The organism is Lentisphaera araneosa HTCC2155, from assembly GCF_000170755.1.
Lineage (GTDB): Bacteria > Verrucomicrobiota > Lentisphaeria > Lentisphaerales > Lentisphaeraceae > Lentisphaera > Lentisphaera araneosa.
Map to the genome: position 1 here is coordinate 1 of NZ_ABCK01000006.1, position 23,014 is coordinate 23,014.

Genomic DNA, 23,014 nt, shown 5'->3' on the forward strand with positions numbered 1-23,014 from the left:
GAGAGCGATAATCGAGAAGGGTTTGAGCTTCTTTAAAAAGACGTCTTTAAACCATTTTTCGCCGTGTTTTTTTATCAAAATTCGGTTTGAAAGAAAACCCGCAATGAGTGGGACCAAAACAAAAATAATCACACTCATCGTTAAGGTATCCATAGGGATTTCTACTTGATTGACACCAAGTAAAAACTTAACTATGGGAATGAAGGCAATGAGCAAGATGAGGTCATTGACCGATACTTGTACCAAAGTATAAGAGGGGTCACCATCAGTTAAGTAGGACCACACAAAAACCATCGCCGTACAGGGGGCAGCGCCTAATAAAACGGCGCCTGCAAAATATTCTTGGGCTTGTTCAGGATTTAAAAACCCCTTGAAAATATTATCAAAAAAGAGCCAAGCAAAAAAGGCCATCGAAAAAGGTTTGAGTCCCCAGTTGATAAATAAAGTTAGAATCAGGCCTTTTGGTTTTCGACCGGCATTTTTGATCGAACTAAAATCAATTTGCACCATCATGGGGTAAATCATAAACCACACTAAAATGGCAATGGGAATATTGACGTTGGCATAGGTGAAGTCACCCAAATGTTTTATTTCATCACCCATAAAACGACCGAGTAAGATGCCGGCAACTATGCCGAGACCTACCCATATACTGAGGTACCTTTCAAAGATGCCTAAACTTTTTGTTTTATCCATAATGAGAATCCTGAGGTTGAGTCGGCTTAGTCAATTGATCCGTGAATACCTAGGAACTTAATGGATCATAAGGTAAAATCAAAAATAGTTCAAAGAGAAGCGTGGCACAAAAAAAGAGCGTCGTAAATGAAACGACGCTCTTTAGAATGTTTTTGAGGGAGATTATTTTACAGCAATAAGCTCGATGTCAAAAACTAAAGTTTCGCAAGGTCCGATTTTGGGAGGACTTCCAGCTGCACCGTAAGCGAGTTCGTAAGGGATGAAAAGTTCCCATTTGTCACCAGCTTTCATGAGCTGAAGAGCTTCCTGCCAGCCTTGGATAACGCCATTCACTGGGAATGAAACAGTTTCGCCACGCTGGTAAGAGCTATCGAAAACTTCGCCGTTGATTAAACGACCTTCGTAGTGAGTTTCTACTGTGCATGAAGCTGTAGGAGTTTGACCATCGCCACTATTGACAACGCGGTACTGAAGACCACTTGCCGTAGTTGTGATGCCATCTTTCTTGCCGTTTTCAGCGAGGAAGTCGATTCCAGCAGCTGCGAGCTCTTTAGATTGCTCAGCTTGTTTAGCTTGCATGCGCTCTTGGAGTGCACCGAAAACAGCTTGCTCATCAGCAGCAGTGAAAGGGTTTTCTTTACCTTCAGAAGCGTCGAGGAGGCTAGCTCCGAGTACTTTGAAATCGAGTTCATCTGCAAGGCCTTGGCCTTTGAGATTGTCAAAAATTTGACGACCAATCATAGTCGACAATTTTTCTTGGTCTGTGCTCATATGTATTCCTTTTGTTTTGAGATGGCTGAGTATAAGGGTCGAAGCGAAGCTTTCAAGCTATTGATGTCATGCTCATAAGGCCGATAAAACTGAGTCTTTGGTCGATGACTACTGGCCTCAGTTATATTGTTTTCGTTCAAAGTTTAATGCTTATGAAATTTCCCTTGTAATTCGTAGTAATCAGTATTAGCTTCATGTGAATTCAGACTATTTTATTGAGGTACTTTATGAGATTTTTATTATTGTTATTTTTCTTTTCTTTCCCAGTCTTTTCCAAAGACTTAATTGCAGTCTACCGCTTGGGCCATGTTATGGGCGAGACTTTGCCTGAGCCGGGGATTAATGAAATTCTCAATCCCGAGAAAATTCGTCCCTTAAATTTTATGCACTTACTCTCTTGCTTAAATTATTGTGTGAGTAAGGATGACGTCAAAGCCGTCGTCCTCTATGCCGAAGGCATGCGCTTGGGTTTGGCACAGAAGCAAGAGCTCTTACGCCGTATTCACGAGATCAAAAAAGCAGGCAAAAAAGTTTATCTCTATACGCATGGTTTGGATGAAGCATCGCTTCCTTTAGCGCAGAGCACCGAAATTAGCTTGTTCCCCGAAGGTGGTGTGAGCTTCCGTGGTTTGGCAATGCAACAACTCTACTTTAAAGGCATGCTCGATAAGTTGGGGCTCGAAGCCGACATCGTTCACATCGGTGATTACAAGAGTGCAGGCGAACCCTTCTATTTAACCGCTCCAAGTGAAGAAGCAGCGAAGCAGCAAAGAGAATTGGGTGAGGGCTTATTTGTCGAAGTGACGAAGTCCTGCGCCACGAGTGAGCGTAAAGACGCAGCAGCTTACCGCGCACTCATTGATGAAGGCCTATTTTCGAGTCAGCAGGCTCTTGATCACAAGTTGGTAGATACGCTCGAATATCATAATGAGTTCATAAAGCGCTTGAAAAAGACTTATGCCAAAGCTGATTTTAAATTGAATTATGGTATGCCAAAGAGTTTTGAGCCCCCCAAGATTAATAATATGATGGATGCGATCTCATTTTTTCAAAAATTGAGTGCCCCCAAAAAGAAATCGAATAATGATATCCTTGCACTGGTGAATCTCGATGGAACGATTGATACACGTATGGGTGAAGCCTTGCGTCGCTACATTATGCGAGCTTCGCAAAACGATAAAGTGAAAGCCATGGTCTTGCGTATTAATTCACCTGGTGGTTCGGCTCTAGCAAGTGAAATGATCTGTCAGGCAACGGAGGAATTTAAAAAGACAGGCAAAACTTTTGTTGTATCTATGAGTAACGTCGCGGCGAGTGGTGGCTACTACTCGGCGGTCTTTGGTGAGCCCATTTATGCGGAGTCCGCAACGATTACGGGTTCCATTGGTGTTTTAGGAGGGAAACTGGTCATGTCGAAGATGTTTGATAAGATCGGCATTAGTACTCACGAGTTCAAAATTGGTAAATATAGCGACATTAATAGTTCAACGAGTTTCTTTAATGAAGATCAGCGTGCGAAGATAACTGAATCAATGAATCGCGTCTACGATGTCTTTAAGGGACGTATCATTCAAGGGCGCGAAGGTAAACTTAAGGGCGACCTCGAAGCCATGGCCGGCGGGCGTGTTTACACAGGTCTGCAGGCAAAGGAATTGGGACTCGTCGATAAAATCGGTGGTTTACGTGAAGCGATTAATGATGCCAAAGAGCAAGCTGGACTCAAACGCTATAGTCTCGAAACTTTTCCCAAACAATTAAGCTTTGAAGAAATGCTCATGGAGAGCTTTCGCCCGCAAGAAAAAGAAGATGAATTCGTCAGTTACGATCCAATCACAGTAAAATCAATGAATTCTGCTTGGCTAACAGAATTGATGTTAAACTTAAAAATTCATCAGCCGCAACTCACCCAAGAAATTCATAAGTTCTTCCAATATCTGACTTTGCTTCAAGGGGAAAATACCCTCGTTTTAGACCCACGATGGGCGCAATAATAGCGTCTAAAAAAAATCTTTTGATTTTTTCGAGGAAGACGTTTGCATAAGAAAAAAGTTTGTGTATTCTCTAAGCACGCTAAACGAAATGTTTGAAGCGGGGTTGTAGCTCAATTGGTTAGAGCGCTGGCCTGTCACGCCAGAGGTTGCGAGTTCAAGTCTCGTCAACCTCGCCACTTCAAGCACTTCTTATAGCAATATTTTTTCGAGTGGGGTTGTAGCTCAATTGGTTAGAGCGCTGGCCTGTCACGCCAGAGGTTGCGAGTTCAAGTCTCGTCAACCTCGCCACTCTTAAAACTCATGGTGGAATAGCTCAGTTGGTAGAGCAACGGAATCATAATCCGTCTGTCGTGGGTTCAAGTCCCTCTTCCACTACTAAGGTCGTAACGCAAGTTACGACCTTTTTTAGTGCCTCAGAACGAGGCAAGCTTCATCAATTCATCGCTGGGCTAAAAGAGCATGTCCAATAAGTCCTCTTTAACAATCATTCTATTAATGGGCGTTCGACTTTGTTATTTATCATGTCTTTTGTATACTGGAGGGGAATTAATAAAATTTCTATTTCTATCAATAATAACTTTACCTAAAAGGGTTTATAAAAATGACAATACTATCACTTCGCCCTGCGGGTAAAGAAATCACTTATGTACTGATCAAAAACGATGATGCTGAGAAACTCACTCTCCTTGATCAAGGGGCTTTGAAGCTCAGTAAAAGTACTTCTAGAACGGCTGATATCGGCGAGCTCTTTAAACAATTGAAAAAGCTTATTGCCCTACATCAGGTTAATTTTATTTTGATCAAAGCGAGTGTCTCGACACAAGACATGAATCTCGCGCACTTACATACGGCTGAAATCAGAGGTATTTGTGTGGCCGCTGCGATGAGTACCAAAACTCAAGTCAAACTCATTAGCCCAGCAGCAACTTTTGCACAATCGGGCAAAGTTAAAGAAACGCTCAAAAATGATGATTTATTTGCTCGAAATATTGAGGGTGATTTACCCAAAACGAAACGCGATTTAGCTTTATTAACGCTCAATCATTTAGAGAAGAAATAGTTCGACTCAACACCTTCGTCAATAGGGTCGTAAAGAGACCTCGTATGGCGATCTCGTAAATCGAGTGAATTGGCTCTTTAATCTCAAGAAGGGCAGTACTCATATAGCTTTAATTTATACGATTATCCACTTAACGATGAGAACTTACATCGCAGAGCGATGTCACTTTAAATAGCCCCACATGTAATGTGGGGTTTAGTACAAAGGTAAAAAATTGTGTGCCTTTAGGTACACTACTTAAGCAGCCTTCTCAGTTTCATACCTAGAGGCATGATATGTTCCTCCCTTCGTTTGTCTTAGGGCTTTTTCCTAAGCTAATTAAAGTTTAATGGTTTCACCATAATTTATATATGCTGTAGATGTATATACATCGTTAGCTGATAGTACGCTTAGCCAATAGTACTCACGGTCAAACGTGATCTACAAAATTTGGCAAAGAAATGGCAATAACCTAAATTGTAATTCCACAAAACAAAAAAGGATATTGCCATGAAAATGTATACTACAAAAACAAAATTTCACTGCGGAATTGATCTTCACAAATCGATGTCTTATATCTGCGTGATGGACAAAGAAGGAAAAATATACGTGCACACAGAGATCAAAAATAATGACTTTCAGTACATGAAGAAAATCCTCTCTCCTTATTGGGATGACCTTACTATTGCCTGCGAAACTACTTACAACTGGTACAAATTATCTGATTTTTGTGAAACAGAGCCCGTTCAATTTGCCCTAGGCCATGCCCTTTATATGGGAGCAATTCATGGAGGTAAAGCAAAGAACGATAAAATAGACAGTAAAAAAATAACAGATTTGTTACGAACTAATCTCCTGCCCAAAGCGTATGCTTGTCCACGTCGGTTTCGTTCTCACCGAGATCTACTACGCCGTCGAATCAAGCTCGTGAGTATTCGCTCAGGTATATCAATTTATCTTAATCTCTTCGAAGACCAAAATAATTTAAAACATAGTTCTGCTGAGCTTCGACGAAATGCAAAGTCATCACTTCAGTTCATGGATCTTCAGACATTCCTACCAGAAGATCATGCTATGGCTCGAAACTATCAACTCAACGCCGATTTACTAAAGATGTTTACTGATCAGTTAAAACAAATAGATAAAGGACCTTGTGAAATTCACCCTTGACTCTCAGTTCAAAGAAGATTTTGAAATAGTGAAATCAATGAAAGGTATCGGAGATATTTTAGGTATGACTCTGGTTTATGAAACTCATGATATTCAAAGATTTAAAACTCCAGGTGATTATGCAAGTTACTGTCGCGTTGTTAAATGCAAAAAAGAAAGTGCGGGAAAAAGTTATGGTTATAGTGGGACAAAAATGGGCAACCCTAACTTAAAGTGGGCCTTTGGTGAAATCGCAATGTTAGCAAAATCAGATCCAGTAATGAAATTCTTTGCCGATGAACTCGATCAACGTCACGGTAAACGCAAAGGACGATCCATCTTTATACATAAAATATGCCGAGCTATTTATTTTATGCTTTTACGAAAGAAACCTTTTGATCCTATCGATTTTTTCGGCAGAGAAAAATATGAGCGACTCACAAAAAAAGTTCATTAAATAAATTTAGTACCTCAGTCATGAACCTATTGATTACCCTTGTTCCGTCGAAACAACTTAACTGATTAGGATATGGCTGAGTGTACACTTTACACTCACAGCAATTTACTGATGATGACCCACTCCTCCCCGAGCCCCTAAAACCCTGGACAGTCCAATAGAGAAGGACTGAGCCCTAACACCCAACTGAATGGGACGGCGAGGATATGACCGTTAGGAGTTTCTAAGGCGTTGAGCGCAGCTAAAAGAAAAAGTTGGACTGATCAACACGGTTCCTTTAAAACCGTTGACCTTATATGGATGGCTGGAGGGCTTCACTTTTGTGAAGACTCGTACCCACAAAGTTGAAATCAAGATGGGCACAAAGTAAAGAGCTAATTCTAAGCTTCGTTTTAAGCAAAAATAACAAAAAACGGATACAATAGATTATTGTCTACTTGACAAATATGGCTAAATGGATGGGTAATCATGTTAATTTAAGACACCGCCACAGAACGGTTTGAGGATGAGAACTAAGACTCTATGATCTTAGAGTCTATGTGAAAGATCTCTCTTTAATGTACAAATTACCGGTATGAAGTAGCGTGTGGTGTGAGCCACACCAAAAATAGATTTGATAAAATGAGGGCTCGCGGATGTGAGCCCGACATATATCGGACCTAAATGTGGGCACTCACAATCATGATTCTCTTAGTCATCCTCCTCATGGTGCATCCTACAGTCTACCGAACTCACAAATGAACCTAAATTCTGATTTTTATTATTTCTAAGGCATTTATCTACTCTAAAATTAGGAAAGTTTTTTCTTTGGAAGTAGTGTTTGGAGTTTAAAAAAAATGAGGATGCATAAGATGCAAGACCAAAGTAAAGCTCTCCATAGTTCGTTTAAATTTGATCCTAGTACAAATGCGGTAGCAGTGCCGATTTACCAAACTTCGAGTTACGCCTTCAATTCAAGTGAACATGCGGCTAATCTCTTTTCTCTGAGTGAATTTGGCAATATTTATACTCGACTGATGAATCCAACGACTGATGTCCTCGAAAAAAGGATGGCGGATATTGAAGGGGGAACAGGAGCCTTGGCTTGCGCGAGTGGCATGTCGGCCATTTTCTTAGCGGTCACAACGGTGGCTTCGTCTGGAGATCATATTATTTCATCAGCATCACTTTATGGTGGGACTGAAACACTTTTCCGTTATACGCTTAAGAAATTTGGCATAGAAGTAACTTTCTTGGAAGATTTTAGCTCTGCAAATATTCAGTCTGCAGTGAAAGAGAATACCAAGCTCGTGTATGCGGAGTCCATAGGCAATCCTCAGGGTGACGTGATTGATTTTGAGGAAATTGCGGAGTCCGCACATCAAAATGGCATCGCTTTTATGGTCGATAATACTTTTGCACCCGTATTTTTTAAGCCCTTTCAACACGGCGTGGATATCGTCGTTTACTCTTGTACAAAATGGATTGGAGGTCATGGGACGAGTATTGGCGGTTTGATCATCGATAGTGGCAATTTCAACTGGGGACAAGGACGTTATGATGACTTTACGACTCCAGATGAAAGTTATCATGGTCTTGTTTACTGGGAGGCACTTGGTGATGTGCCCGGTATGGGCAATGTCGCTTACATCATAAAGGCGCGTGTGGAAGGAATGCGCAATATAGGTATGTGCCCGAGTCCCTTTAATTCATTTCAAGTGATTCAGGGTTTGGAGACTCTGCCACTGCGTTTAGAGAAGCATGCTGAAAATGCCCTAGCGCTCGCCCATTATCTCGAATCTCATGAGAAAGTCAGTTGGGTGAATTTTACAGGTTTAGAAAATCACCCATCTCATGAAAGAGCCAAGAAGTATTTTGCATCGGGCCAATTTGGTTCCGTCTTTGGTTTTGGCATCAAAGGTGGGGTTGAGCAAGCCAAAAAGTTTATTGACTCAGTGGAAATGGCTTATCACTTAGCCAATGTCGGTGACTCGCGTACACTAGTGATTCACCCAGCTTCGACAACGCATCAACAATTGAGTGAAGAGAACTTATTGAAAATTGGTATTAAGCCCGACTTTGTTCGCGTTTCTGTGGGTATTGAAAGTATAGAGGATATTATTGCCGACTTTGATCAGGCCTTAGCCAAGATCTGATCAGTAAAAACCCTGGTGATTAATTCCACCAGGGTTTCCTTTAGAGTTTAGCTTTGAAAGTACGGCAGGGATTGCCGCGTTCGAGTTGATAATGCTTTTGCCTTTGAGCTTTGCTCTCTTCGCCTTCTTTTTGCGAATGATGCAAATTTAAGGCTTCGAGAACGCGGGCCATCGCGAGCATTTTATTGCGATACTGAGAGCGCTCTTCATTACAAAGAATCGAGAGCTGAAGTGGTGCATAATAAGCTCGAATGGCCGTAGCACATTTGTTGACATGCTGGCCGCCGGGACCCGATCCTCGTTGGGCTTCAAACTTGATTTGCGACAAATCAAGTTCAGCTTTTGCGGGGATCGCAAAAAAACTCGCCTGCACAAACCAATTGCGTCGTTTGTGGTGGGGACGAAAGGGACTGGGAGCTCGCCAAAGTAGGCTTCCTTCCCAGTTTTTTCGCAGCGTTTCGAGCTGATTTCCTTCCAAGCTTATGAGCAAGGAGCGAAAAGAGTTTTTCTCACTACCCTTTTCCGCTTTAATTAGCTCGCATTGGATATTTTCGTCTTCAGCCTCACGGCAGAAGATTTTGAAAATATGCCAGAGTACCCGTTCACATTCACGCGGCCCTTGACCAGAAGAAAATTGAATCCAAGCATTCATTTTGACCTCCGAGTCTTGTAGCTAATGACGGGACGCAGGCTAGCAATCACTTCGATCAGGCCGAAGTCTACTAAGTCCTGAATGACCACATCAATATTTTTATAGGCCTCGGGGAGTTCTTCGTAAAGTAATTCTTTGTCTTCGCAGATAACGCGACTTCCCAAAGAAGTTTGCTGAAGATCCTTGACCCTAAAACGCGGGCTAAAGCGCGCTTTACATTGCGAGCGGTTCCACTTTCTACCTGCACCATGAGCAAGTGAGCAAGCACTGAAATCGAGGTCGCCAATGGGACGAACGATATAACTCAGGCTACCGCGAGAACCGGGGATGAGGACAATGCCTTTATCTCCAGGGGCAGCTCCTTTGCGATGCAACCAGCCCTGTTTCCAAGGAGTAAGCGTATTGTGATTAATATCGGCAATACGCTGGCCTTGACTGCCAAGTGCGTCTAAGAAACGCTTGGCGATGAGCTGACGATTCGCCTCGGCCCACTGCAGTGCATAATTGTGCTTTTGCAGATAGCTTTCGGCTTCTTCGCTGCCGCAAATGAGACCTGCGGCTCCAAAGCGCGAGGTGTGACGCCGTAGAATCGCTTGCCCTAAGCCACGAGATCCACTGTGTACCATGAGCTGCAAGTAATCTTTACTAAGCCCCGCTTTTTCGAAGAGCTCTTGGTCAAAGACCACTTCAATTTTTTGTAGCTCAGCAAAGTGGTTGCCACCGCCAATGGTGCCGAGTGCATCGTCCCATTGTGGTAGTTTTTGCTCCTGAACAAAAGCCTCGCGATCTCCCTGCCAAGGGGAACCGAGATTGCCAAGTTTTTGAACCCAGCGATCACGTTTGGTCTTGCGAACTTTGAGCTGGCTCTGCCAAAGACCCATGCCGCAGCCAATATCGCCTCCTACGAGGTAGGGATAAAATATCCCCTCCGAATAGAAAGTGGCTCCAATCGGATTGCCACGTCCGGGATGAAGATCGGGAAGCCCCACGGCCAGTTTCATGCCTGGCAAGCTCGCCGTTTGTTTGAGTTGCTCGAGTGCGGATCCTTCGATCCAATTTTTATTCGAAGCCACGAGCCGGACTTCTGTAGGTGATGAAGTATTAATAACTTTCCCTCATAATCTGCTCCCAAAGCCTTAGCTTTAGGAAAAATTATTCCAATTTTGGAATCATAAATAAATGAAAAGACGAGGTCATTGACCCGTCTCAAAAAGGTATGTGGAGGAAGTTACTGGGCACCCGCCCAGCTAAAGGAGCGGGAGACTAGAAAGATCCTCTTGTGAGTTTTCTATTTTGCATGATGCGTCTCCGTAAATTTTTTAAGTACTTAGATTATAGTAAGATTTTTTTATGACACAAGTGTGTATTTTAAAAAAGTTCGCCATTAAATGTAAGAAAGGACCTTAAGAAGCAATTATCCATAAAAGTTATTACAGGATTTAATCGCTCGGTTTAATTGATTTTGATAAGTTTTATCATCATCTAAATCCATGGTTTCTGCAAATGATTCAAGTCGACCTAAGAGTCGTGGGTCGGCTATTTTTTCTGCGGCTTCAATACTCAGACGCCCAATGAATTCTCGATCCCACTCCTTTAAAAGTGCTTCTACTACTCTTCGATCGCCTCGTTCTGCTAAACCAATTAAAGCTTCTCCCCTAGCTTCATCATTTGAATCATGGAGTGAGTCAAAGAGTGCATCTCGAATTTCTAATGTATCCGTTTCAATTTGAGTTCCCAAGCCAAAGATTGCCCAGTTGCGGACGTCTTCGTCAGAATCTTTACTTAAGTCAATTAAGCAAGAAATCGCTATTGGATCTTCGTAAGTTAATAGACCATGAACGACCCCATAACGGACATCTTCACAGGGGTGTTTGGCGAGTTTTATTAAATGAGGAATGGCACGTGGATCTCGGCGATGACCTAAGGCAACTGCGGTGCAGTAAAGAACTTCAGTATCAGGATCCGAAAGCATAGCTAAAAGGATGTCAACAGATTCTTGTAGGAATTTTTTTTGTTACCCCAGCCCAATTGTGCAAGAATATCAGCCCCAGTAGCTCGATCCCAAGGGTCTGAACTCTGAGCATATTCTTTGCCTAGGTTAAATTCTTCTTTACCACCACGATAGTGAACCGTGGCTAGACTAACGGCCTCACTTTCATCTTCGATAACAGCTCTGTAGGCAACAACAATTTCTCGACTTGAACGAGCATCATTTTTATATTGCTCATGATTTGGTCTGGCCATTACACAAGACTCCTTTTACGTGTATAAGGATATCAATTTAAAATGGTAGATAGGAAAAGCAATTAATGAATTTATTTAAAAAATAAAAAAGCCTCAGAATAAACGGAGGCTTTAAATGTAAAGGGTGTAGTGGACGAGTTCTAATCAAGAGCGTTCCATTGGGTATCGTCACTATCTTGCATTTCCCACCATCCCGTCCATGTGCCTGAATAAAAATTATCGCGCCATGTGCCTACAGTTGCTGCGGGTGATTTGAATTCTACGTGACCATCTCCGTAGAGGAAGTTCATTTTCAATTGAGTGGGTGAATGTACATAAAAACCACTTATACCACCTTTGACGTTTCCGTCTCCGGGAAGATTAACAGGTGAGTAACTTGAAGTGACATGCCCCATAGAGTGGCGACCTACACCTGTAGCTCTAGAGAAGCCCATAATATTTTGAGTGTTATGAACTTCCATCATTACAGTAAAGTCATTGGCATCGACAATTTGAGAAGCATTAAGCGACCAAGGATCTGTCCCATTCCAACCTGCAGTACCACGAACGGCAGGACTACCGCCTATGTCACCATAGTCTTGACCAATTGAATAAGATTTAAGTGGAAGTCCATTTCGTTGTTGAATACTACCAGGACATGAATATAAAGAATTATTTATATTTTGGTTATCGTTAATTTCTTGAAGTTCTTTTTGCACTTGAGTAAGTTTTCTACCGTCATAATCACCTAATTGATCATCCCAAGAAATATTGTCAGTGGGGCTACCATAGACAGGGTAGTAGCCGTCGTTATCACCATGGTACATGGCAAAAGCGATACCAATTTGTTTTTCTTGGCTCATACAGGAAGCGCGGCGGGCAGAGTCACGTGCTTTTTTGAGTGTAGGAAGGAGAAAGCTGGCAAGAATGCCAATGATAGCCACTACGACGAGTAGTTCTATGAGTGAGAATTTTTTATCTTTCATTCTTGATCCATTAATTATTGATTATCTAATAATTAAACTACGTAAGCAGATAAAAATCAAGTGGCTATATTTGTCAAATCACGACATTTAATTGTCTCATCATGACTGTGAAACAAGTGCTTTATGAACGATTTGAGCCCTGTTTTGAGCTCAAATCTATGGAATCTCGAGCCTTGTTTTTACAAGGCGCGATTTTTCTTTAGATAGAAAAGGTCTTTTGTTTTTTTGTCTTCACCGGTTTTTCAACTTTTTTAGTTGTTGAAGATTTTTCGTAATTGCCACCAATGAAGTTTCTGTTGCGCATTTGCATTTTGCAGTGCTCAGTGGATTTACTAAAGCGAGCCATATCGGCATCATATTTTTTCTGGAGTAGGGCTTTGATCTGGGTAATTTCGGAAGCCGACTTATTTCTGGAGCGAATTTCAAGATTATTTTTATAGTTGTGTTTGGCTTCCTTCATCCAATTTGCGAGCTCCGTTAAACGAGCCTCATAGACGTCTTCGATTTTAGGAGCATTAACTTCTGAGAGGTAAGAATCCATTTCTTGAGCTAAGCGAGCCGCGATTTCTGGTTTTTCTTGAGCCAAGTTATTTTTCTCTGCCAAGTCTTCATCAATATTAAAGAGTTTGATTTCACCTGTGTTGAGTTGGCGCATGAGTTTGTATTTACCCATGATGATCGCATTGATTGGAGCGGCTGCGTAATAGGGGTAGTTAAAGACAATGCCTTCATTCGGACGTTTAACTTTCCCTGCATTACCTTTGGCAAAAACATTGCGTAGGCTACCACCATCGACATCGCTTGGGAGGGGAGCTGAAGAGTCGGAAAGATCGTGGAAAGTTGTGAGTAAATCCCACTGGATTACAGGTACATCGCAGTATTGATTTTTAAGAACTTTTGGACCCGCAATAATTGTTGGGACACGAAGGCCACCCTCAAAGAGGTTGGCTTTACCGCCGGTGAGAACTCCGTTAGGCGTGAGTCCGCCGCCATTATCAGAAGTGAATACGATGTAGGTGTTATCAGCTTGACCATTGGCTTCAAGTGCATCCATAATGGCGCCCAAGTTCATGTCGGCTTCTTCGAGCATCGCTGCGTATTGTAAACGCCAAGTACAAGTGCGTTGACCAACAGTCATTTCTGAGGGGTCTAAATAGTCTTCGTCGCGTAGGTGTTTACCACGTTTTTTCTTGCGATACTTTTCAATCACTTCAGGACTGGCTGCGTGGGGAACGTGAACGGCGTAATGCGAAACCATCATGAAGAAAGGTTTCTCAGTTTTTGATTGTTTGTTGACAAAATCGACAGTGGATTTTGTGAGGGAATAAATTCTTTTGGGGTTATCGACGGGAAGTTTTTCGCGTTCTTTTTCAGGAGCGATTTTAACGTAATCTCCGTGGTAGTTGCCATTATCGCCAACATCATAGGCATCGTGAACTTGGTAGCCAATTTCTTGTGGTTTAGCAATGGCAATGCCTTTGCCGAAGTGAGCTGTTGTATAACCCGCTTCATTCATCACTTGAGCAATGGATTTATTGTCTTTGGGAATGCTTTCTTTGAGACCGCGATTATTGGCTAATACATCGTGGACAGTCGTGTAACCGAGGCGCGCGTTTGTTTTGCCGTAGTGGATACTGATGCGTGAAGGAGTACAAGTGGGAGCTGGGGAGTAACCTTGAGTAAAAGTCATGCCTTGTTTTGCGAGTCTTTCCACATTGGGAGTTTCGTGGAAATCGCTTTTTGATTCCTCAATGCCTTTTTTCATTTCGTGAGAAGTATCGGCCCAGCCGAGGTCATCCATGTAAAAAACGATGAAGTTAGGTTTTTCGGCCGCGTTGAGTCCGAGTCCCATGAATAATAAGAAGGCCGTCGTAAAGCCTTTCTTGAAGTTTGAAACATATTTGAGCATATCAGAATCCTTATAAATTGTCTTTAATAAAATATCTCTCTATGGATGAATCGAGCTTATTTTGAGGATCTAACGGCAAAATAAGAAAAAAATCATTTTTTATGAAGTATTTGCTTCCGTAGTGGAGAAGTCATGGGGGGGGGATAGAGCTCTATGCCGTTCTTTCAGAACTCTCTTTATCGTTTGTTTTGTTCACCTAGCTCTGGCGAGCCAGGCTAAGTTATGTCGTGCCTTCAGCACTCAAAAGCAATTTGATTGATTTCCTGATTGTTTTAAATGACTCACTTTATTGTTTGTTTTGTTCACCTAGCTCTGGCGAGCCAGGCTAAGTTATGTCGTGCTTTCAGCACTCAAAAGCAATCTGATTGATTTCCTGCTGGTTTCTAAATAACTCCCTTTATTGTTTGTTTTGTTCACCTAGCTCTGGCGAGCCAGGCTAAGTTATGTCGTGCCTTCAGCACTCAAAAATGATTTACTTTATTGAGGGCTATTCTATCAAACTGATTTAATACTGATTTTCAGGACCACTTGTCGTTGAGGATGCGGATTTCGTGACAGAGGGCATCCTTGACGCGTTGTTTATAAACGTAGATGGTGGCTTCGGCAATGCCGGTGATTTCTGCGATTTCCGCAGTGGATTTTCCCTTGAGAGTTAAGTCAAAGCACTGCATGACTTTCTCGGAAAAGTTCCCTTGAATATTGCTGTAGGCTCGATCGGAGATATGCGCCCGCCATTCTTTTTCGGCAATATCATAGATCTCTGGATCTGAATGAGTCTCGGCGTCGGGGATATCGACTTTTTTATTTTTCTTGGTGTTAGCCTTACGTATGTGGTCAATAACTTTATTGCGAACAATGCGGTACAGCCAGGTCCTAAATTTACAGTCTTCGGGGGAATAGTTGAAGCCGCCAATTTTTTCCCAAATCGCCAGCAGAGATGTTTGAGTTAAATCTTCGGCATCGTGGTGGTCAATTTTCATACCTCGAATCAGCAGATAGATATAACGCTTGTAGGCGTCGGTAAATTCACCCCAAGAGAGTTCGTCTTTTTCATCACTACAGAGCCTATGCAGGAGAGTCACACGTGTGTTTTTATAATCGGCCATCAGGGGATATCCTTATAATTGAGTATTTGAACATCGATACTTTCGAAAGTTTGTGGGTCAGTTTGTGGACTAATATAAATCGTTTTTATATTGGGGCAAAGGCTTAAATTTTCTAAAACAAGTTTGGGTGAAATCATTTCCGGCATGATCACACTTTGAGTATTTTCTCCCACAATCATCTTTGTCTTTATTTTTTTAAATTTGCGGAGGTTAAATGAAGTGACTCCTGTTTTATAGAGAACTTGGGGCATTTTCTTTTCGATGATGGGTTTGAACTTTTCAAAGGGCATTTCTTTTTGTGCATGGAATAGAATACCAAGTTCAAGCGCTAATTGACGTCGCTGCTCTTGAGTCAAAAAATGAAGTGCAGGACTATAGATTAATTCATCGACATGGAGCATGGCCATGTTTTGTTTTTTATAGAGGTGAAACATTTTGACAATCTTTTCGTAAGTCGCTTCAGAAGGGGACGAGATCTCTTTTTTCATTTCTTTTACGATCTTAAGAAAATCATTGCGCTTCGTTTCTGCTCTTAAAAAATATTGCTCAGCTTCCTCAAAACGAAGCAGTGCAGTTAAAATTTTTGCTTTAGTAAATTTACCTAGGGAGATATCGCTCTGCAGGGCAAGAGCTTGGTTGAGTTCTTCAAGGCTTTGAGAAAATTTAAATTCAGTGAGACTCATGCGGCCTAAGCGTAAGAAGCGGGGTGCGGCTTTATGAGAAACTTGATTTTTTTCCGCCGTCATTCTTTGCAGGTTTTCTAGAGTTTCGCGGGCCTGCTTTTCACTGGCGGCAAGCATGGCCATGGCTTCGAGAGTTTCTTGCTCGGAAAGGCGAGCTTGCTCGGCTGCCTGAGTCGCAGAAACTTCGGACTTGAGGGCTTGCTCGGCGGCTTGATTCGCAATGGTTTCGGCTTCACGTGCTTGCTTTTCTTTGGCGCTAAGATTGATCAAAAATAAGAAAAGAGAGCTATTGAAGACAACAAAGAATATGGCGATTAAAATAGAAATTCGTTGATTGCGCTTGATGAAGAGTTTGAGGGAAGACCAGGGGCCCGCTTCTTCTGCTGCGGTGGGAAAACCGTGTTGGTATTTGAGGATATCATTCTTGAGTTCTTCCACACTTTGATAACGATCTGCGGTCTCTACGGCCATGGCCTTGCGACATATGGCATTTAGCGAGTGGGAAACGTTGGGATTAAAAACCTTTATGGGGGTGATTTCTCCGGCAATTGTCTTGCGAATGGATTGCAGTGTATCGCATTCTTCTAGGGGTGCTTTACCACTAAGGATAAAATAGAGTATGGCGCCAAGGGAGTAAATATCGGCGGTGGCGGTGAGTTCCTGCTTAGTGGGTTGGGCTTGTTCGGGTGCCAGGTAGCCCGGTGTTCCTTTAATCATGCCATCTAGGGTAACGGGAAGGAAGAATTCTTTGGTTTCTTCTTTGTCTTTCTCGCTGCTATGTTTATAGCCATGTTCACAGGCAAGCCCCCAGTCACAGACTTGAACTTCACCAAAATCGCCGATTTGGATATTATCAGGTTTGAGGTCGCGGTGTAAAATCCCCTGGGAATGCGCATAGGAAACGGCATCACAGATTTTGACATAGACATCAATGAGGTCAGCTACAGAGCTCTCGGTCTTGGTGACTTTTTTTTGCAGTGTTTGTCCACCGAGTAAACGCATGGTGAAAAAAGGCAGGCCATTTTTATCGAAGCCAGTATCGTAAACGGGGACAATATTGGGGTGCTCGAGTGAGGCACAGATGCGAGCTTCGTGAAAGAAACGCTCGGTTTTTTCGGGATCGTCTTTGGCAATGAGCAAGGCCTTTGCGACTTCGCGACCAGTCAAGATATCTACCGTACTCTCGATGGACTTCATGCCCCCACGGGCAATTTCTTTACCGGGCAGGTAGCGATCGTTTTGGGAGAGTTTGATATCCTCCGCGAGGCCAAGACCTAAGGCTTCATCAAAAAAGTCACTGACATTGCGGTTTAAGCTGTATTCATCATCATTCATGTCCTCCAAGTTAAACTTTTTGGAAGCAGAGTGCAAGACTTGGGGCGTGGATTCACTCGCCCAAGAGCTACTTTTCAATTGATTTAAAGATGAGAAGATGTTTTTTTGTGTCTTTTGAAAAATTTGCAAGATTTTAAGCTCTACGCATTAATCACTTAAAGAATTCCAAGGCGTATCAACAAAGTAGCTCCAGTTGCGACCACTGCCATCATAAAATGCACTGGCACCATCTCCCATTGTGCTAGGTACAGTACGGTACTTCACATGACCATCACTAAAGAGGAAATTCATTTTATAGCTTTTTGAGTCGTGAATATAAAAGCCTTTGATTCCGCCTTTATCTTCGGCTTTCTGCTTACTTTCAACTTTAGCAACTGAAAGGCCATCGGCAAAATCTCTAGGACCACCTTCCCCCCAAGCGCCAGTGGAACCCATTTTGTTTGACCAAAATTGGACCTCGTTTAAAATGATAAAATTGCTGGTATTGACTACATCATTAATGGCTGTCGACCACCCCGCATCATCTTTCCACCCAGCAATGCCTCTCACACTATCACCACTGTATGAATCATTGATGGCGTAAGATTTTATGAGGATCGGGTCGCGATTTTGTATATTGGAACCACAGAGGTAGCTGCCGACACTATATTCATCTATACGTAGTTCTTCTGTAAGTTTATCGGCGTCGCTAATTTCTCTGCCATCATAATCGCTGAGCATATCGTCCCAGGAAATATCGTCTTCAAAAGTGGTACCATAAATTGGATAGTATCCTTCGTTATCATCCTGATAGAGGGCAAATGAGATGCCAATTTGTTTTTCATTATTTATACAGGTGGCTCGACGTGCAGATTCTCTTGCTTTTTTGAGTGAGGGCAGCAACAGGCTGGCGAGAATGCCGATGATGGCGACGACGACCAAAATTTCAATGAGGGTGAATTTCTTTTTCATTTACTTCTCCACTTGTGCGTTTAACTCCTTAGCATCATCTGCGGAGTTTAAGCAAACCATCGAGCCATCTTGCAGGACGATGAAGAGTTTACCATTGGCAGCTGACATGCCGTCGAAAACTGGAGGTGCACTGATCTTATATTCAGCCACAGTTTTGCCATCTGCGGTTGAAACCGAACGCAAGATAGCGCCCATGGATCCATCGATGGCATCTTGTTGAGCTTTTATTTTAGCCACTGAATCAGGCTGACTGAAGCGACCATAGAGTTTGGTCTCATCGAGAATATCCGGCGGGCCCGCAATGAAGAGGCTCTCGCCTGCGCCCGCCATGGCACGACCAAGTAAGCCGGGCTCCGTATTGCGCCAGTTGAACTTGAGTGAAGAAAGTTTCTCTATGGGAAGTTTACTATTCTTTTCCCAGTTGGTGATCGACGCTTCTTTATTGCGGATGGGAGTAAATGTTTTTTCCCAATCGCCCGCTTTGTAGGCATTGCCTTGCGACGAAGAAATCATGTATTCCATGATATGGGCTTGAGCAAAAAATTCTGGTTTGCGACCAAAGCTATAAACCGTATGGTCGGGTTTCACTACCATGAGGCGTCCGGTAGGAACGTATTTACCTGGCTTTTGCCAGCCACCCCAACCTGAACCGGCGCCTTTGCCGTAAATCCAGAAACTGCGGTGATGCCAAGAGTCATCGAGAAAGCCAACGGGAGCAAAGAGGTGAGTGCCTTCGCCATCTTGATCACTGCGGCTGAAAGTCAGTGTCTTGTAGTGTTTGCCATGACCATCTTTGTAAATTCTATTGCCATCGAGCCCAATGCGTTGGGAATTCATGTAGATGTGTTTGCCATCAAAACTCAGTATATCGCTATTGCCAGGGACCATTTTTTGTCCTTGGTTCTTGACCTGAACCTGAATGCCATCGCGTTCGTCTTTGTCCCCGTGAATGACTTCTTTTTTCAGTTCACCAGTGGCGGCATCGATAAGACAAAGTCGAAGTCCACCATCGAGGAAGATGGTGCGTCCGGCGAGGCAGTAAATAGTGCCATCGACAATCGGGTTGCTTCCATGGATTGGCCAAACAGATTCCATACGACCGTCAATGGTCATTTGGCGATCGCCTTTGGCACCGCGGAAGCGCCAGACTAATTCGCCATCTTCAGCATTGAGGCAGTAGAGGTAGCCATCGGCACTACCAAAGATAACACGACCTTTCCATAGTGAAGGAGAAGAGTCGATTTGACCTGCCGTATTAAAAGTCCAGAGAGTTTTACCGGTATTTTGGTCCAAAGCATAAAGAGTGTTCTTACGGACGGCTGCAACGTAAACTCGGCCATTATTGGCCACGGGCTGTGTCAGCTTTTCTCCCGGGGCAATCTTGACTTCCCATTTCGGAGCTAATTTTGCGGAGACCGCATTTTCGTTGTAGCTTAAGCGTTTATTGCCGTAGCGGAAATGATTCCAGCCCTGAGCCTGTTCTTTAAGAGGCGTATTGAATGCGGGTCCTTTGACGAGGCGTGGACTTTCTTGGATGTCGATAACAGCTTTTTGCATGCCGGGAGTTACGAGGCCACTGAAACCACGTAGCATCGATTCGGTATTGCAGGCACAAGGGTGAGGGGTGATGTAAGTCATGCCATTGGCAGGAAGAATCCCATTGAGGCAGGCACCGCGCAACCAGTGGTGCACATCCCAAGTTTTGTTTTGCAGGTCCACATATTCAGTCCCAGTGGCGGCAGGGATGACGTATTTTGCCGTGGCTTTTGAACGGTAACAGCGTTGGTGAAACCAAAAGTTGGATTTTACATTGGGTGGAAAAGAAGTTGCCACTTCACCTGATTTGAGGTGGTGACCATCATAGTTACCACCCTGATGCTGAATGCGGGCAATAGCGCCTGACCAAGCGAGGCCATTAATCACAAAGAGGTCATCCTGCGAACTGTGGCCTGAAGAGTGATGTTTCGAGGTCCAGATGATTTTTCCCGTGTCGATGTGATGAGCGTAGATTTTGCCGTCTTTAAAATCAAAACCTAGTGTCGAGAGTACGACGTCATCTTGGCAAAGCAGAGTCGGAGTTACAGCAGTGCCCATTTTATAACCTTTGAGCTTAAATTCTTGCCCCTTCCAGTTTTCTGAGCCATCGGGTTTCAGGGCAATAACTTGTTTACCATTGTGAAAGAATACGCCTTTATGATTAACGGCCATGGTATTGGGGACAATGGCGGAACTATAGGACCAAGTGATTTTACCACTCTTTTGTTCGATCTGCATGATTTTGTTCTTTTGATTATCTGTAAAGCGGTATTTACCTGTGGCATCACCCGCGGCACCCCAAACTTCCACATTTGAGAGCTCATAGCCTTCTTGGGCTTTCGCACTTTCGCCAGTGACCGCATAGAGTGAGCCATTATCGAAGACGACTTCTTCCAAGCCTTCAGTTCCCGCAAAAGAACGTAGAACTTTACCTGTCTTTGCATCGACTTCAGAGAGCGGAGCACCAGCTGCAAGGGGGAGATAGAGTTTATCGCCAATAGCAATGAGGCGGCGTTGAAGTTGAGCAGGGCCAGACTTTACGGGCCATAAGTGATTGTGCCAAGTTTCTAGATCGAGCTTCCAAAGGACCTTGCCATTGAAGGCATCTTGGGCCACAAGACGCCATTTTTCGGGAAGAACTGCCGAGAGACGCGAACCTTCATCAATGATGTAATAGAGTACGCCATTATTAGAAACCATAGAGGTTAAACTAGAAATCAATTCGTGAGAACGTGTCCAAGAAGGACCACTTCGCCACTGAATATGCTTGGGAGGGCCCACCATTTCGTCAAAACTTACAGCATTATTATCGGCGCCATAAAAAGCCATGGGCCAGTCATCGATTGTAGAGGGTACGGGTTTGTCTTTAGCTTTCCATTCACCATGAGTAGCGAAGTAAGCTTTGCCGCGAGGGGCGACAATTCGAAAGATTTCTTCTTTGGGAGTTGTTGCGGAGTTCGCAATCATCACTCGGTTGATGAGGTTATTGACCACGGGCAGGTTAGTGCCATTATAGGCGCGGACTGAGAGCGAGCCATTGCCATTTTTCTCTAAAGCTTTGCGAAGTTCGCTAACTTTGGACGCGTCACTGATAAGGATTTGGCCATTCCATTGATCGCCATTAGTCAGCTCAATGAGCTCGCTAAGATTTTCTTTATCGGGGGCACCTAGATAGAGTAGCATGCCACCTGGAGTATCGGAAAAGTCGGGAAGATTTCCAGCAAATAAAATCTGCGGGATTAAAAAGAGTGTTAGTAATGTCTGCCATTTTGTCATTTGAGTCAAGCCTAAATTTGAGTTCATTTGCTAGATGAATCGCAAATGAGTCTTTACTCTAACACGACCTTTGTAAAAAAGTTATAGATTTTTTTTGGTGCCATGTACTTGAGGAATAAATGTATTTGAGAACTTTAGCCCGACATAAAATATCGTATGTCGGACCCAAGTTTGGGCCCTTCGTTAATTTAAATTTTATTATCATCCACCTCACGGTGGATGCTATTATCTGCCGGTACTCCGTACCTAAAGAGGGCTTCAGCCCGACATAAAATAGCGTGTGGCGTGAGCCACATGTCGAATGGGAAAAATAGTAGAGGGCTTTAGCCCGACATAAAATAGCGTGTGGCGTAAGCCACATGTACCGACATAAAATAGCGTGTGGTGTGAACCACATGTCGAATGGGAAAAATAGTAGAGGGCTTTAGCCCGACATAAAATAGCGTGTGGTGTGAGCCACATGTCGAATGGGAAAAACAGTAGAGGGCTTCAGCCCGACATAAAATAGCGTGTGGCGTAAGCCACATGTATTTTTTGATAAGAGGAATAAGGGCTCGCCTGTGAGTCCGACATAATTATTCAAAAATTTGCGAATTATTAATAACTATCTTATATTAGCTATAATAAAATAAATTGGAGTCAATTATGTCTAAATCATTCAATCAAGTTTATGTCCATATAATTTTTCATGTAGGAAGCGGAGCGTTTATCAGAAGTGATAATGAGGCAGAGCTCTATTCATACATATCTGGGATCTCTAAAAATCTATTTTGTCACATTATGGCTATAAATGGGACGGGAAACCATATACATCTTTTAGTTTCATTATCACAAAAAATATCTGTCGCCAATTTTGTGAGTAAAGTGAAAAGCAATTCTTCAAAGTGGATGAAAAAATATGATGATAAGTTTAGTTGGCAACGTGGTTATGGGGCATTTTCAGTGAGTGCTAGTGTGTGTCAAAAAGTTAAAAGATATATAGAAAAACAGAAAGCACATCATGAAAAAATATCATATCAAGATGAATTACAGAGCTTTTTAGATAACTATCATTTTAGTTGAAGTGCCGGACCCAAGTTTGGGCCCTCGAGGCTGATCCAACTTTAGCCATACACCTTACGGTGGCATGCTACATTCTGTCGATGATATGCACCTAATTAACTTGTGTGGCTTTGCCATATTGGGCAAATCAGTAGAGGGCTTTAGCCCGACATAAAATAGCGTGTGGCGTGAGCCAAATGTAAATTTTGACAAAAGGAACAAGGGCTCACTTGTGAGTCCGAAATATCGTATGTCGGACCCAAGTTTGGGCCCTTCGTTAATTTAAATTTTATTATCATCCACCTCACGGTGGACGCTATTATCTGCCGGTACTTCGTACCTAAAAAATGAATCATCTAGGGCTTTAGCCCGACATAAAATAGCGTGTGGTGTGAACCACATGTCGAATGGGAAAAATAGTAGAGGGCTTTAGGCCGACATAAAATAGCGTGTGGTGTGAGCCACATGTAAATTTTGACAAAAGGAACAAGGGCTCACTTGTGAGTCCGAAATATCGTATGTCGGACCCAAGTTTGGCCCTTCGTTAATTTAAATTTTATTATCTTCCACCTCACGGT

The 23,014-nt window shown here is 43.0% G+C and carries 18 protein-coding genes and 3 tRNA genes; 9 read left to right on the plus strand and 12 right to left on the minus strand.

What is annotated here, in order from left to right; genetic code table 11:
- Both LNTAR_RS07155 and LNTAR_RS07160 read right to left on the minus strand, forming a co-directional pair.
- Positions 1-696 (minus strand): arsenic resistance protein (locus LNTAR_RS07155; protein WP_007277994.1); only part of this gene is annotated, 696 nt, incomplete at its 3' end.
- Between the two features lie 162 nt (positions 697-858).
- Positions 859-1,467, minus strand: a complete 609-nt coding sequence (locus tag LNTAR_RS07160; protein WP_007277995.1) for a BamJ family beta-barrel-assembly machinery protein — start codon at positions 1,465-1,467, stop codon at positions 859-861.
- Positions 1,468-1,694: 227 nt separating this feature from the next.
- Between LNTAR_RS07160 and sppA the strand changes: the two genes are divergently transcribed.
- The 8 genes from sppA to LNTAR_RS07195 all read left to right on the plus strand — a co-directional run bounded on the left by sppA (position 1,695) and on the right by LNTAR_RS07195 (position 8,238).
- The gene (gene sppA / locus LNTAR_RS07165) at positions 1,695-3,458 is read left to right on the plus strand and encodes a signal peptide peptidase SppA (RefSeq protein ID WP_007277996.1); all 1,764 of its coding nucleotides are present in this window, start codon (positions 1,695-1,697) and stop codon (positions 3,456-3,458) included.
- Positions 3,459-3,557: 99 nt separating this feature from the next.
- Positions 3,558-3,634, plus strand: a tRNA-Asp gene (locus LNTAR_RS07170).
- A gap of 35 nt (positions 3,635-3,669) precedes the next feature.
- A tRNA-Asp gene (locus LNTAR_RS07175) sits at positions 3,670-3,746 on the plus strand.
- 14 nt (positions 3,747-3,760) lie between these two features.
- A tRNA-Met gene (locus tag LNTAR_RS07180) sits at positions 3,761-3,833 on the plus strand.
- 226 nt (positions 3,834-4,059) lie between these two features.
- Positions 4,060-4,518, plus strand: coding sequence for a crossover junction endodeoxyribonuclease RuvC (locus LNTAR_RS07185; protein WP_007277997.1), 459 nt, complete (start codon positions 4,060-4,062; stop codon positions 4,516-4,518).
- A gap of 489 nt (positions 4,519-5,007) precedes the next feature.
- Entirely contained in the window at positions 5,008-5,667 is a 660-nt protein-coding gene (locus LNTAR_RS27905; RefSeq protein WP_007277998.1) for an IS110 family transposase, read from the plus strand.
- Positions 5,651-6,103 carry a transposase gene (locus LNTAR_RS27910; protein WP_007277999.1) on the plus strand — a complete coding sequence of 151 codons (453 nt, stop codon included), beginning with the start codon at positions 5,651-5,653 and terminating at the stop codon, positions 6,101-6,103. The genes LNTAR_RS27905 and LNTAR_RS27910 overlap by 17 nt, the downstream gene beginning before the upstream one ends.
- An 851-nt stretch (positions 6,104-6,954) precedes the next feature.
- Positions 6,955-8,238 carry an O-acetylhomoserine aminocarboxypropyltransferase/cysteine synthase family protein gene (locus LNTAR_RS07195; RefSeq protein WP_007278000.1) on the plus strand — a complete coding sequence of 428 codons (1,284 nt, stop codon included), beginning with the start codon at positions 6,955-6,957 and terminating at the stop codon, positions 8,236-8,238.
- Between the two features lie 40 nt (positions 8,239-8,278).
- On the opposite strand, the gene prfH is transcribed toward LNTAR_RS07195, so the two are convergent.
- The 10 genes from prfH to LNTAR_RS07240 all read right to left on the minus strand — a co-directional run bounded on the left by prfH (position 8,279) and on the right by LNTAR_RS07240 (position 21,422).
- Positions 8,279-8,890, minus strand: a complete 612-nt coding sequence (gene prfH / locus LNTAR_RS07200; protein ID WP_007278001.1) for a peptide chain release factor H — start codon at positions 8,888-8,890, stop codon at positions 8,279-8,281.
- A complete protein-coding gene (locus tag LNTAR_RS07205) occupies positions 8,887-9,996 on the minus strand; it encodes an RNA ligase RtcB family protein (protein WP_040914461.1) in 1,110 nt (369 codons plus the stop codon). Before LNTAR_RS07205 ends, prfH begins: the two co-directional genes overlap by 4 nt.
- Positions 9,997-10,304: 308 nt before the next feature.
- Positions 10,305-10,862, minus strand: coding sequence for a HEAT repeat domain-containing protein (locus LNTAR_RS07210; protein ID WP_007278003.1), 558 nt, complete (start codon positions 10,860-10,862; stop codon positions 10,305-10,307).
- A gap of 2 nt (positions 10,863-10,864) precedes the next feature.
- Positions 10,865-11,134, minus strand: coding sequence for a hypothetical protein (locus LNTAR_RS25320; protein ID WP_007278004.1), 270 nt, complete (start codon positions 11,132-11,134; stop codon positions 10,865-10,867).
- Between the two features lie 140 nt (positions 11,135-11,274).
- Entirely contained in the window at positions 11,275-12,099 is an 825-nt protein-coding gene (locus LNTAR_RS25325; protein WP_007278005.1) for a type II secretion system protein, read from the minus strand.
- A 199-nt stretch (positions 12,100-12,298) separates the two neighbouring features.
- Entirely contained in the window at positions 12,299-14,008 is a 1,710-nt protein-coding gene (locus tag LNTAR_RS07220) for a sulfatase (RefSeq protein WP_007278006.1), read from the minus strand.
- A 518-nt stretch (positions 14,009-14,526) separates the two neighbouring features.
- Entirely contained in the window at positions 14,527-15,114 is a 588-nt protein-coding gene (locus tag LNTAR_RS07225; protein ID WP_007278007.1) for an RNA polymerase sigma factor, read from the minus strand.
- Positions 15,114-17,261 carry a serine/threonine protein kinase gene (locus tag LNTAR_RS07230; RefSeq protein ID WP_007278008.1) on the minus strand — a complete coding sequence of 716 codons (2,148 nt, stop codon included), beginning with the start codon at positions 17,259-17,261 and terminating at the stop codon, positions 15,114-15,116. The genes LNTAR_RS07225 and LNTAR_RS07230 overlap by 1 nt, the downstream gene beginning before the upstream one ends.
- 18 nt (positions 17,262-17,279) lie before the next feature.
- Entirely contained in the window at positions 17,280-18,083 is an 804-nt protein-coding gene (locus LNTAR_RS07235; RefSeq protein ID WP_007278009.1) for a DUF1559 family PulG-like putative transporter, read from the minus strand.
- Positions 18,084-21,422 carry an outer membrane protein assembly factor BamB family protein gene (locus LNTAR_RS07240; RefSeq protein ID WP_007278010.1) on the minus strand — a complete coding sequence of 1,113 codons (3,339 nt, stop codon included), beginning with the start codon at positions 21,420-21,422 and terminating at the stop codon, positions 18,084-18,086. It lies immediately after the preceding gene.
- A 618-nt stretch (positions 21,423-22,040) separates the two neighbouring features.
- Between LNTAR_RS07240 and LNTAR_RS07245 the strand changes: the two genes are divergently transcribed.
- Positions 22,041-22,457 (plus strand): transposase, encoded by a 417-nt coding sequence (locus LNTAR_RS07245; RefSeq protein WP_007278011.1) that lies wholly within the window; start codon positions 22,041-22,043, stop codon positions 22,455-22,457.
- The last annotated feature ends 557 nt before the right edge of the window (positions 22,458-23,014 follow it).

Excerpts from the sequence above, each read along its gene's own strand:
- LNTAR_RS07210 (WP_007278003.1), bottom strand. The coding sequence starts at position 10,862 with ATGCTTTCGGATCCTGATACTGAAGTTCTTTACTGCACCGCAGTTGCC.
- LNTAR_RS07225 (WP_007278007.1), bottom strand. The coding sequence starts at position 15,114 with ATGGCCGATTATAAAAACACACGTGTGACTCTCCTGCATAGGCTCTGT.
- LNTAR_RS07235 (WP_007278009.1), bottom strand. The coding sequence starts at position 18,083 with ATGAAAAAGAAATTCACCCTCATTGAAATTTTGGTCGTCGTCGCCATC.
- LNTAR_RS07220 (WP_007278006.1), bottom strand. The coding sequence starts at position 14,008 with ATGCTCAAATATGTTTCAAACTTCAAGAAAGGCTTTACGACGGCCTTC.
- LNTAR_RS07185 (WP_007277997.1), top strand. The coding sequence starts at position 4,060 with ATGACAATACTATCACTTCGCCCTGCGGGTAAAGAAATCACTTATGTA.
- LNTAR_RS25325 (WP_007278005.1), bottom strand. The coding sequence starts at position 12,099 with ATGAAAGATAAAAAATTCTCACTCATAGAACTACTCGTCGTAGTGGCT.
- LNTAR_RS25320 (WP_007278004.1), bottom strand. The coding sequence starts at position 11,134 with ATGGCCAGACCAAATCATGAGCAATATAAAAATGATGCTCGTTCAAGT.
- LNTAR_RS07245 (WP_007278011.1), top strand. The coding sequence starts at position 22,041 with ATGTCTAAATCATTCAATCAAGTTTATGTCCATATAATTTTTCATGTA.
- LNTAR_RS07240 (WP_007278010.1), bottom strand. The coding sequence starts at position 21,422 with ATGAACTCAAATTTAGGCTTGACTCAAATGACAAAATGGCAGACATTA.
- prfH (WP_007278001.1), bottom strand. The coding sequence starts at position 8,890 with ATGAATGCTTGGATTCAATTTTCTTCTGGTCAAGGGCCGCGTGAATGT.
- LNTAR_RS27905 (WP_007277998.1), top strand. The coding sequence starts at position 5,008 with ATGAAAATGTATACTACAAAAACAAAATTTCACTGCGGAATTGATCTT.
- LNTAR_RS07195 (WP_007278000.1), top strand. The coding sequence starts at position 6,955 with ATGCAAGACCAAAGTAAAGCTCTCCATAGTTCGTTTAAATTTGATCCT.
- sppA (WP_007277996.1), top strand. The coding sequence starts at position 1,695 with ATGAGATTTTTATTATTGTTATTTTTCTTTTCTTTCCCAGTCTTTTCC.
- LNTAR_RS07160 (WP_007277995.1), bottom strand. The coding sequence starts at position 1,467 with ATGAGCACAGACCAAGAAAAATTGTCGACTATGATTGGTCGTCAAATT.